The organism is Pseudomonas mercuritolerans (assembly GCF_025706525.1).
Lineage (GTDB): Bacteria > Pseudomonadota > Gammaproteobacteria > Pseudomonadales > Pseudomonadaceae > Aquipseudomonas > Aquipseudomonas mercuritolerans.
This window is the reverse complement of sequence record NZ_JAMSHA010000003.1, coordinates 747597-760817: the sequence shown is the minus strand read 5'-3', so window position 1 is coordinate 760817 and position 13221 is coordinate 747597. Positions and strand designations below refer to the sequence as shown.

Genomic DNA, 13221 nt, shown 5'->3' with positions numbered 1-13221 from the left:
TAATGTAGCCCCTTTTTTCTGCCCCTACATGTGGAAGGTTACCGTGACTCAGAAGCCCGACCAGTGTCTTGGTGAATGGATCGACCGTGAAGCACTCGCAGAAGCGATGATCCCGCTTATCGGTCAGCTCTACCGCAATAACAACGTGGTTAGCTCGATCTATGGCCGCAGCCTGATCAACCAGTCTGTCATCGCGATTCTCAAAGCTCACCGCTTTGCTCGCCACCGTTCTTCGGACGACAGCGAACTCTCCGTCCACGAAACATTCCCACTGCTCAAGGCCATGAGCGAGCTCAAGCTCGGCGCGGCGTCGGTGGATCTGGGCAAGCTGGCGTTCAAATTCCGCAATGAAGGCAACGGCCGCAGCGCCGAGCAGTTCGTGCGTGAAGAGATGGCTGACGTGGTTGGCCAGCAGAACGCTTCGGCCCGCAAAGGCACCGACGTTGTTCTTTACGGCTTCGGTCGTATCGGCCGTCTGCTGGCGCGCATCCTGATCGAGAAAACCGGTGGTGGCGACGGCCTGCGTCTGCGCGCCATCGTTGTGCGCAAAGGCGCCGAGAACGACCTGACCAAACGCGCCAGCCTGCTGCGTCGCGATTCGGTACACGGTTCGTTCAACGGCACCATTACCATCGATGAAGAAAACAACACCATCACCGCCAACGGTAACCTGATCCAGGTGATCTACGCGAAGAACCCGACCGAGGTGGATTACACCCAGTACGGCATCAAAGACGCGCTGCTGGTGGACAACACCGGTGTCTGGCGTGACGCCGATGGCCTGGGTCAGCACCTGGCCTGCCCGGGTATCGACCGCGTTGTTCTGACCGCGCCTGGCAAGGGCAAGCTGAAGAACATCGTTCACGGCATCAACCACGGTGAAATCACCGCTGACGACAAGATCGTCTCGGCTGCTTCCTGCACCACCAACGCCATCGTGCCGGTGCTCAAAGCGGTCAACGACAAGTTCGGCATCATCAACGGTCACGTCGAAACCGTTCACTCGTACACCAACGACCAGAACCTGATCGACAACTTCCACAAGGGCGATCGCCGTGGTCGCAGCGCCGCGCTGAACATGGTGATCACCGAGACCGGCGCCGCTACCGCTGCTGCCAAGGCTCTGCCTGAGCTGGCCGGCAAGCTGACCGGTAACGCGATCCGCGTGCCGACGCCAAACGTGTCGATGGCCATTCTCAACCTCAACCTTGAGAAAGCCGCCACCCGTGAAGAGATGAACGAGTATCTGCGCTACATGGCGCTGCACTCCGAGCTGCACAAGCAGATCGACTTCGTCAATTCGCAGGAAGTGGTGTCGACCGACTTCGTCGGCTCGCGTCACGCCGGTGTGGTCGATGCTGAAGCGACCATCGTGCAGGACAACCGTGTTGTTCTGTACGTCTGGTACGACAACGAGTTCGGCTACAGCTGCCAGGTGGTACGCGTGATGGAAGACATGGCTGATGTGAATCCGCCAGCGTTCCCGCGCTAAGCCTCAGGCTTGAATGAAAACGCCCCGGCATTTTGTCGGGGCGTTTTTGTTTATGGGCCTGTTGGATCTTCGGCGTCCTTGCCGGCCTCTTCGCGAGCAGGCTCGCTCCCACACTGGATCAGTGTCGTTCACAATCTTCTGTGGGAGCGAGCCTGCTCGCGAAAGCATTCTGTCAGGCGCCGCTGGCTACCGAAGCCTGCGCCGCGCGCAACTCATGCCGATTGCCACGGAACAGCACCAGTGTCGCAATCAGCCCCAGCACCGCCGCGCCACTGAGCCAGATCCCCGGTGCTGCCTTGTTGTCCAGCACGTGGATCAGGTAGGTACACGCCGCCGGGGTAAAGCCGCCGAATGTAGCCGTCGCCAGGCTGTACGCCAGCGAGAAACCGGTCGTGCGCACTTCCACCGGCATGATCTCGGTCAGTGCCACCACCATCGCGCCGTTGTACGAGCCATAAAGGAACGACAGCCACAGTTCGACAATCAGCAAATTGCTGAAGCTGGGGTTCGCCACCAGCCACGACAGCGCCGGATAGGCCGACAAAATCGCCAGAATCGTCGCCGCCAGCAGTAAGGGTTTTCGGCCGATCTTGTCGGATACCGCGCCCATCACCGGTAGCCAGAAGAAGTTCGACAAGCCGATGCATACGGTCACCAATAGCGCATCCAGATCAGACAGATGCAGCTCAGCCTTGCCAAACGTCGGCGTGTAGGCAGTGATCAGGTAGAACGAAACCGTGGTCATCACCACCAGCGCCATGCCGGCAATGACGATGCCGAAGTTCTGCCCGATCGAGCGGACGATTTCGCCGAGGGTAGGGCGGTGGGTGCGCGCTTGGAATTCCGGAGTTTCTTCCAGCGAGCGACGGATGAAGAAAATCACCGGCACGATCATGCAGCCAATCAGAAACGGCACGCGCCAGCCCCATTCGCCCATCTGTTCCGGACTCAGCCAGTGGTTGAGACCAACGCCGAGCAGGCCGGCAAAAACCACCGCAGCTTGTTGGCTGGCCGACTGCCAACTGACGAAAAAGCCTTTGCGCCCCGGCGTTGAAATCTCCGCCAGATACACCGACACACCGCCCAGCTCCACGCCCGCCGAGAAGCCTTGCAGCAAACGGCCGAACAACACCAGCAGCGGCGCGGCGACACCGAGCGTTGCGTAGCCGGGCACGCAGGCAATCAGCACCGTACCGGCGGCCATCATCGCCAAGGTGATGATCAGTCCTTTGCGCCGTCCGTGACGGTCGATATAGGCGCCGAGGAAAATTGCCCCCAGCGGGCGCATCAGGAAGCCGGCGCCGAAGGTCGCCAGCGACAGCATCAGCGAAGCGAAGGCGCTGTCGGTGGGGAAGAAGGTTTTGGCGATGGCCGTGGCATAGAAGCCGTAGACCATGAAGTCGAACATTTCGAGGAAGTTGCCGCTGACAACGCGAAAGATCGCTTTGCCTTTGCCCGTGGTGGAGGACATGGGAGGTACTCACTGTTCAATTTTGTATAAAGGCGTTGCAGCCATGGGGAAGCGAGCGGGCGCTTGTAGTTCATAATGGCCGCCGTGGTTTTGCGGGGAGATGAAGAATTGTTAACTGGACGCTGGTTGGGGCCTGTGGTGTTGGCGGTGGCAATCGGCGGCTGCGGCAGCGGCGATTCCCTGGAACAGGTTGGCGGTTCGACCATGGGCAGCACCTGGTCGGTCAAGTACGTGCGCCACGCCGGGGTCGCCGATCCTTCAATGGTGCGCGGCGAAGTGCAGGCCATCCTCGGTGAAGTCGATCAACAGCTGTCGACTTACCGAAGTGACTCCGCCATCGAACGTTTCAACGCCTTGCCCGCCGATAGCTGCCAAGCCATGCCGGCAGCAGTGCTCGAATTGGTCCGCATCGGCGAACAGCTTTCAGCGCAAAGCGAAGGCTCCTACGACCTGACCGTGGAACCGCTGCTGGACCTCTGGGGATTCGGCCCGCAAGGACGCGAAGAAAAGGTCCCTGATGCGGCCGCTGTGGCCGAGGTCATGCAGCGGGTCGGCCATCAGCACCTGCGCATCGATGGCGAGCGGTTGTGCAAGGACGCCGCCGTCGAAGTCGACTTCAACAGCATTGCCGCCGGTTACGCCGTGGATATCATTGCTGCCAGATTGCAGGGCATGGGCATCGACAATTACCTGGTCGAAGCCACGGGCGAACTCAAAGCCCGGGGCAAGAAGCCGGATGGTTCAGCGTGGCGCATCGCTCTCGAAGAGCCTCGCGATGACCAGCAAGTGGCGGATTGGATTATCGATGTCGATGGCTACGGCGTGTCCACCTCCGGTGACTACCGCCACTATTTTCTGCAGGACGGTCGGCGTTACTCCCACACCTTCGATGCCCGCAGCGGGCGACCGGTCCTACACGACCTGGCGTCAGTCACGGTGATTCATCCTTCAGCGCTGATGGCCGATGGACTATCGACGCTGTTGCTGATTCTCGGGCCGGAAAGGGCGCAGGACTATGCCCAAAAGCATGACATTGCTGCATTCTTTGTCCTGCGTGCCGATACAGGTTTCGTCAGCCGCAGCAGTCAGGCATTTACGCAGCTTGTCGGTGAAAAAAACTGACCGAAGACAAGACGAAAGCTGGCGTTGTAGTGCAGGCAAAAGTAGCCTACGACGCGACCAAGGGTTAATGTGCGCGGCGTTGACGCTTCTATAGACTGTGTCCGGGTTCTTCACTGGCCCCCAATTGTTCCTTCGCGCCGCCGTTCGGCGTGATTTAGCCGCCGGTGCTGCTGGCACCGCGGCCTGTTCTGAGGAGTACGCATGGCTGTCTACAACTACGACGTGGTGGTACTGGGTTCCGGCCCGGCGGGAGAAGGCGCGGCAATGAACGCCGCCAAAGCGGGGCGCAAGGTCGCGATGGTCGACAGCCGTCGTCAGGTCGGCGGCAACTGCACCCACCTCGGCACCATCCCGTCCAAGGCACTGCGTCACTCGGTGCGGCAGATCATGCAGTTCAACACCAACCCGATGTTCCGCGCGATCGGCGAGCCACGCTGGTTCTCCTTCCCGGACGTGTTGAAAAGCGCCGAAAAAGTCATTTCCAAACAAGTCGCATCGCGCACCGGCTACTACGCCCGTAACCGCGTCGACGTGTTCTTCGGTACCGGCAGCTTCGCCGACGAGCAAACCATCGAAGTGGTCTGCGGCAACGGCGTGGTCGAGAAGCTGGTGGCCAAGCACATCATCATCGCCACCGGTTCGCGTCCGTATCGCCCGGCGGACATCGATTTCCACCACCCGCGCATCTACGATAGCGACACCATCCTCAGCCTCGGCCACACCCCGCGCAAACTGATCGTTTACGGCGCTGGTGTGATCGGTTGCGAATACGCGTCGATCTTCAGTGGTCTGGGTGTGCTGGTCGAGCTGGTCGACAACCGTGGCCAGTTGCTGAGCTTCCTCGACTCGGAAATTTCCCAGGCGCTGAGCTACCACTTCAGCAACAACAACATCACCGTGCGTCACAACGAAGAGTACGACCGCGTCGAAGGCGTGGACAACGGCGTGATCCTGCACCTGAAATCCGGCAAGAAGATCAAGGCCGACGCCTTGCTCTGGTGCAACGGCCGTACCGGCAACACCGACACCCTGGGTCTGGAAAACATCGGGGTCAAGGTCAACAGCCGTGGCCAGATCGAAGTCGACCAGAACTACCGCACCTGCATAGAGAACATCTACGGCGCCGGTGACGTGATCGGCTGGCCAAGCCTGGCCAGTGCCGCCCACGACCAGGGGCGTTCGGCTGCTGGCAGCATCGTCGACAATGGCAGCTGGCGTTTCGTCAATGACGTGCCGACCGGCATCTACACCATTCCGGAGATCAGCTCGATCGGCAAGAACGAGCAGGAGCTGACCCAGGCGAAAGTGCCGTACGAAGTCGGCAAAGCATTTTTCAAGAGCATGGCGCGGGCGCAGATTGCTGGCGAACCGCAAGGCATGCTGAAGATTCTCTTCCACCGCGAAACGCTGGAAGTGCTCGGCGTGCACTGCTTCGGTTACCAGGCGTCGGAGATCGTCCACATTGGTCAGGCGATCATGAACCAGCCGGGTGAGCTGAATACGCTGAAGTATTTCGTCAACACCACGTTCAACTACCCGACCATGGCCGAAGCCTATCGGGTAGCGGCGTACGACGGCCTCAACCGGCTTTTTTGACGGGCTCCGGCCGGTGGCCTGAGCCGGCCGGGGAGACCGATTTCAGCAATTCTCAAGGGTGGCAGTGGCCAAACCGGGAAAGTCTGTAATCAGGCTGTCAACGCCGAAGTCGGCGAGTCTGCGCATCAGCGCAGGCTCGTTGACGGTCCACACCGACACATGCAGGCCCTGACGCTGCGCCTTCTGCAGGCGTTCCGGCGTACACAGCGTCCAGTTCAGCGCGAGAATTTCGCAGCCGTAGCTGGCCGCCACCTTCAACGGATCGAGCCAGGCGTATTCGGCCACCAGGCCACGGGATACGTCCGGTACCAGATCCAGCGCTGCCTTCAAGACTTCCCGCGAACTCGAGGTGATCGTCACCTTGTCGAGCAGGCCGTGGCGCTGAGCCATTTCCCGAATCGCCAGCACGGTAGTCGCCGCGCGGGTGCGTGAAGCGCTTTTGACTTCCAGCTGCCAGTGCTCGAAATCACATTGCTCGAACAGCTCTTCCAGCGTCGGAATCGGGCACGGCTTGATCCAGCCCGGGCCGCCCTTGCGTGCGTCGTAGGTCACCAGTTCGGCGGCGGTGTGCTCGACGACTTTGCCGCGGCGGTCGGTGGTGCGCTTGAGGGTCGGGTCATGAATGACCATCAGCTCGCCGTCCTTGGACAGGTGCAGATCCAGTTCGCAGCGGCGTACGCCGTGCTTGAGGCATTCCTGAAAGCTGCTCAGGGTGTTTTCCGGTGCTTCGCCCTTGGCGCCGCGGTGGCCGTAGATGAGGGTCACGGTGCTTCCTTAAGTTAAATGCCAGATTCGTTCTGTTCGCGGGCCAGACGGCGTTCCTGAGCCTGCTTTTGCAAAATGTAGCGCGCGAGCAATTGGCGCTGGGCATCGGTCGGGCGCTCGAATTCGGTGCCGACGTCAAAGCCATCGCCCTTCGGATCGCAATGGGTGACCCGGGCACGCAGCAGCAGGCCCAGCGCCTGCGGCATCAGCACCAGCTTCACCGACAGGTGTGCGCCGGTGGCAATCGGGGTCGGGTACTGAAAGTCGATCCCGCCCTCGGAGATGATCACCGGCTGCGGCTCGCCGATGTGGCCGAGCACGGTCAGGGCGATCACCTGGCTGAGCAGGTCGATGCGTTTGTTCTGCGATTTGAGGAACGCGGCGATGGCGCGGTCGCGCTCGCTGATCTGCCGCAACAGGTGCTGCGACTCGAATTCGCTCAGGTGCAGTTCGCTGAGCAGGTTGAAGAGTGGGGAAGCATCCTGCAACACTTCCTGGCCTGCGGCTTCGGGAGCGGACAGGGGCCGAATTTCCAGTGCGATCGTGTCCTCGATACGGTAGTATTCGCGGCGATCTTCTTCATCTAATGTCGACATGGCGAACCCATGGTAGCGGCGGTGGTCTGAGTGTAAAGCTGGTTTTCGACCCCCGCCACAAGGACGTTCCTTTTCCCTCCGAACAAGCCCCGACATGTTCAGACCTCTCTTCGTATTTATCGGCACGCGTTATACCCGTGCAAAGCGTCGCAATCATTTTGTGTCATTCATTTCCCTGACTTCGATGATCGGGCTCGCCCTTGGCGTGGTCGTGATGATCGTCGTGCTGTCGGTGATGAACGGCTTCGACCATGAGATGCGCACCCGCGTGCTGGGCATGGTGCCCCACGCCACTCTCGAGACCGGCGAGCCGATCAACGACTGGCAAAGCCTGGCCGACAAGGTCAAGCAGAACCGGCAGGTGACGGCGGTGGCGCCGTTCACCCAGATGCAGGGCCTGCTGACCAACAACGGTCAGGTTTCCAAGGTGTTGCTCAATGCCATTGATCCTGCGCTCGAGCGCAATGTGTCGATCATCGACAACTTCATGAAGCAGGGCAAACTCGACGACCTGACACCCGGCAGCTTCGGCATCGTCATCGGCGACAAGGCGGCGACCAAGCTCGGCGTCGGCATTGGCGACAAGGTTACTTTCGTCGCACCGGAGGTCAGCGTGACCCCGGCCGGGATGTTCCCGCGCATGAAACGCTTCACCGTGGTCGGGATTTTCCATGTCGGCGCCGGTGAGCTCGACGGCTACCTCGGCGTGACCAATCTGCAGGATCTGGCGAAAATGCACCGCTGGAAAGCCGATCAGGTGCAGGGCCTGCGGCTGAAGTTCGACGACCTGTTCCAGGCGCCGCGCGAGGCGTGGAACATTGCCCAGCAGCTCGGCGAAGATCGTTACTACGCCCGCGACTGGACGCGCACCCACGGCAACCTGTATCAAGCGATCCGCATGGAAAAAGCCATGATCGGGCTGCTGTTGCTGCTGATCGTCGCCGTTGCCGCGTTCAACATCATTTCCACGCTGGTGATGGTGGTCAACGACAAGAAGGGCGACATCGCCATTCTGCGCACCCTTGGCGCCACTCCGGGCACGATCATGCGCACGTTCATGGTTCAGGGCACGGTAATCGGCGTGGTCGGCACGGCGATCGGCGCGGTGGTCGGGGTCCTTGCGGCGCTGAATGTCAGTGCGGCCATTTCGGCGCTTGAAGGGCTGATCGGCCACAAGTTCCTTAATGCTGACGTGTATTTCATTGATTATCTTCCTTCGCAGGTCCAGAGCCAGGACGTCGTCATGGTCTGCGCCGCTGCGTTGGTCCTGAGTTTCCTCGCCACCCTGTATCCCGCCTGGCGTGCCGCGCGCACCCAGCCGGCGGAGGCGTTACGTTATGAGTGAGTCGGGCATGAGTGAACAAGCAATTCTGAGCTGCCGTAATCTGGGCAAGTCCTACGAGGAGGGTCCGGAGTCGGTACAAGTGCTGGCCGGCCTGCAACTGGAGCTGCACCCGGGCGAACGTGTAGCGATCGTGGGCAAATCCGGTTCCGGCAAGAGTACCTTGCTCAACCTGCTCGGCGGTCTCGATACGCCAAGCAAGGGCAGCGTCTGGCTCGACGGTGAAGAACTGTCTGCGTTGAGCGAGAAAAAGCGTGGCCTGCTGCGCAATCGCGCGCTTGGCTTCGTTTATCAGTTTCACCATTTGCTGCCGGAATTCACCGCGCTGGAGAACGTCTGCATGCCGCTGTTGATCGGCAAGACCGCCATTCCGGAGGCGCGTCAGCGTGCCACGGCATTGCTGGAGCGCGTCGGTCTCGGCCATCGTCTGGAACACAAGCCGGCGGAATTGTCCGGCGGCGAACGTCAGCGCGTGGCCATCGCTCGTGCCCTGGTCAACAACCCGGGGCTGGTGATGCTCGATGAGCCGACCGGCAACCTTGACCTGCACACCGCCGAAGGCATCCAGGACCTGATGCTGGAGCTGAGCACTTCGATGCGCACGGCGTTCCTGGTGGTGACGCACGACATGAACCTTGCTCGCCAGATGGACCGCGTCCTGCAGTTGCAGGAAGGTTGCCTCACTCCCATCTGACTGGCTGAAACCCGGCGCCCGTAACGGCGCCGGGTCTTTTATTTCTATACGGTGCCCCAGCGAATGTTCAGACCGTTATCGATCTTTATCGGCACGCGCTATACCCGCGCCAAGCGCCGCAATCGCTTTGTTTCGTTCATTTCGATGACCTCGATGATCGGCCTCGCCCTCGGCGTGCTGGCGATGATCGTGGTGCTGTCGGTGATGAACGGCTTTCAGCGCGAGATGAGCTCGCGCATCCTCGGCATGGTGCCCCATGCCACCATCGTTGGGGTCAAGCCGATCGATGACTGGCAGCCGGTGGCCGCCGCCGCGATGAAAAATCCTGAAGTGACTGCCGCCGTGCCGTTCACCGAGATGGAAGGCATGCTGTCCTACAAGGGTTCGATGCAGCCGATCCAGATCAGCGGCGTTGATCCGGCCCAGGAAGGCAAGGTGTCGATCGTTGCCCAGCACATCGTCCAGGGGCGTCTTGATGCATTGAAGCCGGGCGAATTCGGTGTGGTGATCGGTGAGATCACCGCGCGGCGTTTCCGCCTCAATGTCGGCGACAAGATCACCCTGATCGTCCCGGAAGTCAGCACCGCGCCGGGCGGTATCACCCCGCGCATGCAGCGCCTGAATGTGGTGGGCGTGTTCAAGGTCGGCGCCGAGCTGGACGGCTCGATGGGCCTGATTCATGTCGCCGATGCCGCGACCATGCAGCACTGGCAACCGAATCAGGTGCAGAGCGTGCGGCTGGCGGTCAAGGATCTGTACGCGGCACCGAAAGTGTCTGCGGACATCGCCGGTGGCCTCGGCGCTGACTTCAAGGCTGACGACTGGACCCACACCCAGGGCAGCCTGTTCAGCGCGATGAAGATGGAAAAAACCATGATCGGCCTGCTGTTGCTGATGATCGTCGCGGTGGCGGCTTTCAACATCATCGCGACGCTGATCATGGTGGTGAACGACAAGGGCGCCGACATCGCCATCCTGCGCACGATCGGCGCTACGCCCCGGCAGATCATGGCGATCTTCATGGTCCAGGGCACGGTGATCGGTATTGTCGGCACCATCATTGGCGGCGTGCTGGGCGTGATTGCGGCGCTCAATGTCAGCGAACTGGTCGGCTGGGTCGAGCGCGTGACCGGCCAGCATATCTTCAGTTCGGACGTGTATTTCGTCAGCAACCTGCCTTCGGAACTGCAGGGCGGCGATGTGCTGTTGATCTGCTCGGCGGGGTTCATTCTGAGCTTCCTGGCCACGGTGTATCCGGCGTGGCGGGCGGCGAAGATCGAACCGGCGCATGCCTTGAGATATTCGTAACCTTTAGACCGCCTTCGCGAGCAGGCTCGCTCCCACGGTTGGAATGCATTTCCCTGTGGGAGCGAGCCTGCTCGCGAAGGGGCCGGACCTGCTGGCCTCAGTTCTGCTTCGGTAACTGGATCACAAACCGCGTAAACCCCACCTCCGATTCGCAATGAATCGTCCCGCCATGTGCCCGCACGATCGACTGCGTAATCGCCAGCCCCAACCCCGCATGCTCACTGCTGCCTTCCTGCCGCGCCGGATCCGCTCGATAGAAGCGGTCAAACAGACGTGGCAGTAATTGCGCTGAAACCCCCTCGCCACTGTTCTCGACGCAGACGCGCACGGTCTCCCCCTCGTCGACGATGCTCAAGCGAACCTGCCCCTCAGCGGGGGTAAACCGCAGCGCGTTATCCAGCAGATTCGACAAGGCTCGGCGCAACATGCCGCGATCACCTTCGATACGCGCCTCGCCTTCACGGCTCAAACTCACGCCAGCGTCTTCCGCCAATGGCGCAAAAAACTCCAGCAGCATGTCGGCCTCATCCGCCAACTCCAGCGGTTCGCGCTTGGGCATCAGCAAGCCGTGGTCAGCCTTGGCAAGGTAGAGCATGTCGTTGACCAGTTGCGCCATCCATTGCAGTTCTTCGAGGTTGCTGTGCAGCGCTTCGCGGTAATCCTCCAGTGCGCGTGGGCGGGTGAGGGTGACCTGGGTGTGGGTCAGCAGATTCGACAACGGTGTGCGCAGTTCATGGGCGATGTCGGCGGAGAACGCCGAAAGGCGCTGAAACGAGTCGTCGAGGCGTGCGAGCATGGCGTTGAAGCTGTAGGCCATTTCCGCAAGCTCTGGCGGCATCTTCTCTTCAGGCAGTCGGGCATTCAGCGATTGCGCAGAAATCCCACGGGCCACCGCGCTCATGCGGCGCAACGGGCGCAGACCGCTGCGCGCGGCCCAGGCCCCGAGCAGGGCAGTGGCCAACGCCGACAGGCCGACTGTCAGCCAGATCAGATGCTGCATGCGCGCAAGAAAATGCTGGTGATGGGTGATGTCCAGCAGCAGCGTCAGTTGCGGCGAATCCGCTGTGTCCGGGTAGAGCGGGGCGCGCAGCACGCGGTAATCGGTGCCGTCATGGCTGATGGTCGACAGGCCGGTTTGCAGCGGCAGACTCTTCGGAATCTGCACCGAGCTGTCATACCAGTGCTGACCGTCGCCACTGGTAATGCGCAACGACAGATCGGCCTGACGGCTGAGTTCATCAGCCAGCCGCGCTTCACGCTGGGCAGGTTGGAGATCCTGCAAGGCGCGGCGCAGGCCGATCAGTTTCGTCTCCAGTTGTTGCTGGTCAAGCTCGATGAAGTGCGCCTCGCTGGCACGGTCGAACAGCACCCCGGCGAACAGCGAGACGACCGCAGTGCAAGCGGCAAACAACAGCGCCAGGCGCGTGCTCAAGGACCAACGACGCATCACAGCGAACGCTCTTCGAGCACGTAACCCATGCCGCGCACGGTGTGGATCAACTTGTTGGGAAAGTCATCGTCGATCTTCAGGCGCAATCGGCGGATCGCCACTTCGATGACGTTGGTGTCGCTGTCGAAATTCATGTCCCAGACCTGCGAGGCGATCAGCGATTTGGGCAAGACTTCACCCTGACGGCGCAGGAGCATTTCCAGCAGGGCGAATTCCTTGGCGGTCAGGTCGATGCGCTGGCCGCTGCGTTCGACCCGACGGCGCATCAGATCCAGGCGCAGATCGGCCAGTTGCAGACTGGTTTCCTGGGCGATCGCGCTGCCACGCCGCAACAGGCTGCGCACCCGCGCGAGCAATTCGGAGAAGGCGAATGGCTTGACCAGATAATCGTCGGCGCCCAGTTCGAGGCCGTGAACCCTGTCCTCCACCGCGTCTTTAGCTGTGAGAAAAAGTACCGGCGTGTCGAGGCCGGCGCTGCGCACCGCTTGGAGAATCTGCCAGCCACTGCGCCCGGGCAGCATTACATCGAGGATCAACAGCGCGAAGTCACCGCTCAAGGCCAATTGCTGGCCGCTGATGCCGTCAGCCACCAGCTCGGTATTGAATCCGGCCTCGGTCAGGCCCTGACGCAGGTACTGGCCGGTTTTCGCTTGGTCTTCGACGATCAACAGTTTCATGGGCGACTCGGGCGGGGTTGGTATTTGGAAGGGCGAAGGCGTTATACCGTGAGACCCGGCGATTAGCGCCAAGCTGACAAAGTTGTAATCTGCCTGTCAGGTCGATGCCAGCCCTGGGTGGTTAGAGTTTCCCACAGGCTGAACCTTCTCTTGTTGGAGTACGACCATGTTTTTGCGCACCTCCCTGAAAATAGCCGCCTGTCTGCTGGCATTGAGTACGCCAGCCTGGGCGACACCGGCGCACACCTTCGCCTTCGGCCAGCCGGCAGCGGCGAGCCAGGCCACGCGGACTATCGAAATCGTCATGGGCGACATGAACTTCGACCCGAAAGCCATACAGGTCAAGGCCGGTGAGACGGTTCGCTTTGTGCTGGTGAATAAAGGCCAGTTACTGCATGAATTCAACCTCGGTGATGCGGCGATGCATGCCAGTCACCAGCAGGAAATGTTGCAGATGCAGCAGAGTGGCATGCTTACGCCGACAGGCATGAAAGAAATGTCCCACGACATGGCGGGCATGGATCACGCGGCGATGGGCCATGGCATGCAGCATGACGACCCCAACAGCGTACTGGTCGAGCCTGGTAAAACCGCCGAGTTGACCTGGACCTTCAGCAAGGCCACGGCGCTCGAGTTTGCCTGCAATATTCCCGGGCATTATCAGGCGGGCATGGTCGGCAAACTGACAGTCAGTCAGTAAGCACTCAA

12 protein-coding genes are annotated in these 13221 nt (G+C 60.9%); 7 read left to right on the top strand and 5 right to left on the bottom strand.

Going from position 1 to position 13221, the window contains the following annotated elements:
• Positions 1–28: 28 nt before the first annotated feature.
• A complete protein-coding gene (locus ND528_RS11985) occupies positions 29–1492 on the top strand; it encodes a glyceraldehyde-3-phosphate dehydrogenase (protein WP_016775482.1) in 1464 nt (487 codons plus the stop codon).
• A 172-nt stretch (positions 1493–1664) separates the two neighbouring features.
• Here the strand turns inward: ND528_RS11985 and tcuC are convergent, their stop codons facing one another.
• Positions 1665–2963 (bottom strand): MFS transporter, encoded by a 1299-nt coding sequence (gene tcuC, locus ND528_RS11980; RefSeq protein WP_263470393.1) that lies wholly within the window; start codon positions 2961–2963, stop codon positions 1665–1667.
• Positions 2964–3038: 75 nt separating this feature from the next.
• Here tcuC and ND528_RS11975 point away from each other — a divergent pair, with 75 nt between their 5' ends.
• Both ND528_RS11975 and sthA read left to right on the top strand, forming a co-directional pair.
• Positions 3039–4085, top strand: a complete 1047-nt coding sequence (locus ND528_RS11975; protein ID WP_263470392.1) for an FAD:protein FMN transferase — start codon at positions 3039–3041, stop codon at positions 4083–4085.
• A gap of 201 nt (positions 4086–4286) precedes the next feature.
• On the top strand, positions 4287–5681 hold the full coding sequence (gene sthA, locus ND528_RS11970; protein ID WP_039760770.1) for a Si-specific NAD(P)(+) transhydrogenase: 1395 nt from the start codon (positions 4287–4289) through the stop codon (positions 5679–5681).
• A 42-nt stretch (positions 5682–5723) separates the two neighbouring features.
• Here sthA and ND528_RS11965 read toward each other — a convergent pair whose 3' ends face one another.
• On the bottom strand, positions 5724–6446 hold the full coding sequence (locus tag ND528_RS11965) for a glycerophosphodiester phosphodiesterase (protein ID WP_008087738.1): 723 nt from the start codon (positions 6444–6446) through the stop codon (positions 5724–5726).
• A 14-nt stretch (positions 6447–6460) separates the two neighbouring features.
• Positions 6461–7042: a PilZ domain-containing protein gene (locus tag ND528_RS11960; RefSeq protein ID WP_130909887.1), complete on the bottom strand. Its 582-nt coding sequence runs from the start codon at positions 7040–7042 to the stop codon at positions 6461–6463.
• 94 nt (positions 7043–7136) lie between these two features.
• Here ND528_RS11960 and ND528_RS11955 point away from each other — a divergent pair, with 94 nt between their 5' ends.
• The 3 genes from ND528_RS11955 (at position 7137) to ND528_RS11945 (ending at position 10386) form a co-directional block, all read left to right on the top strand.
• Entirely contained in the window at positions 7137–8387 is a 1251-nt protein-coding gene (locus tag ND528_RS11955; protein ID WP_263470391.1) for a lipoprotein-releasing ABC transporter permease subunit, read from the top strand.
• Positions 8380–9078 carry a lipoprotein-releasing ABC transporter ATP-binding protein LolD gene (gene lolD, locus ND528_RS11950; RefSeq protein ID WP_024013628.1) on the top strand — a complete coding sequence of 233 codons (699 nt, stop codon included), beginning with the start codon at positions 8380–8382 and terminating at the stop codon, positions 9076–9078. Before ND528_RS11955 ends, lolD begins: the two co-directional genes overlap by 8 nt.
• Positions 9079–9141: 63 nt before the next feature.
• Positions 9142–10386 (top strand): lipoprotein-releasing ABC transporter permease subunit, encoded by a 1245-nt coding sequence (locus tag ND528_RS11945; RefSeq protein ID WP_024013627.1) that lies wholly within the window; start codon positions 9142–9144, stop codon positions 10384–10386.
• Positions 10387–10483: 97 nt separating this feature from the next.
• Here ND528_RS11945 and ND528_RS11940 read toward each other — a convergent pair whose 3' ends face one another.
• On the bottom strand, positions 10484–11833 hold the full coding sequence (locus ND528_RS11940) for a heavy metal sensor histidine kinase (RefSeq protein WP_263470390.1): 1350 nt from the start codon (positions 11831–11833) through the stop codon (positions 10484–10486).
• Positions 11833–12513 carry a heavy metal response regulator transcription factor gene (locus tag ND528_RS11935; protein ID WP_263470389.1) on the bottom strand — a complete coding sequence of 227 codons (681 nt, stop codon included), beginning with the start codon at positions 12511–12513 and terminating at the stop codon, positions 11833–11835. Before ND528_RS11935 ends, ND528_RS11940 begins: the two co-directional genes overlap by 1 nt.
• A gap of 166 nt (positions 12514–12679) precedes the next feature.
• Between ND528_RS11935 and copI the strand changes: the two genes are divergently transcribed.
• A complete protein-coding gene (copI, locus tag ND528_RS11930) occupies positions 12680–13213 on the top strand; it encodes a copper-resistant cuproprotein CopI (RefSeq protein WP_263470388.1) in 534 nt (177 codons plus the stop codon).
• The last annotated feature ends 8 nt before the right edge of the window (positions 13214–13221 follow it).

Coding starts and splice junctions, on each gene's coding strand:
- ND528_RS11985 (WP_016775482.1), top strand. CDS start 29: ATGTGGAAGGTTACCGTGACTCAGAAGCCCGACCAGTGTCTTGGTGAA.
- tcuC (WP_263470393.1), bottom strand. CDS start 2,963: ATGTCCTCCACCACGGGCAAAGGCAAAGCGATCTTTCGCGTTGTCAGC.
- ND528_RS11975 (WP_263470392.1), top strand. CDS start 3,039: ATGGCCGCCGTGGTTTTGCGGGGAGATGAAGAATTGTTAACTGGACGC.
- sthA (WP_039760770.1), top strand. CDS start 4,287: ATGGCTGTCTACAACTACGACGTGGTGGTACTGGGTTCCGGCCCGGCG.
- ND528_RS11960 (WP_130909887.1), bottom strand. CDS start 7,042: ATGTCGACATTAGATGAAGAAGATCGCCGCGAATACTACCGTATCGAG.
- ND528_RS11955 (WP_263470391.1), top strand. CDS start 7,137: ATGTTCAGACCTCTCTTCGTATTTATCGGCACGCGTTATACCCGTGCA.
- lolD (WP_024013628.1), top strand. CDS start 8,380: ATGAGTGAGTCGGGCATGAGTGAACAAGCAATTCTGAGCTGCCGTAAT.
- ND528_RS11945 (WP_024013627.1), top strand. CDS start 9,142: ATGTTCAGACCGTTATCGATCTTTATCGGCACGCGCTATACCCGCGCC.
- ND528_RS11940 (WP_263470390.1), bottom strand. CDS start 11,833: ATGCGTCGTTGGTCCTTGAGCACGCGCCTGGCGCTGTTGTTTGCCGCT.
- ND528_RS11935 (WP_263470389.1), bottom strand. CDS start 12,513: ATGAAACTGTTGATCGTCGAAGACCAAGCGAAAACCGGCCAGTACCTG.
- copI (WP_263470388.1), top strand. CDS start 12,680: ATGTTTTTGCGCACCTCCCTGAAAATAGCCGCCTGTCTGCTGGCATTG.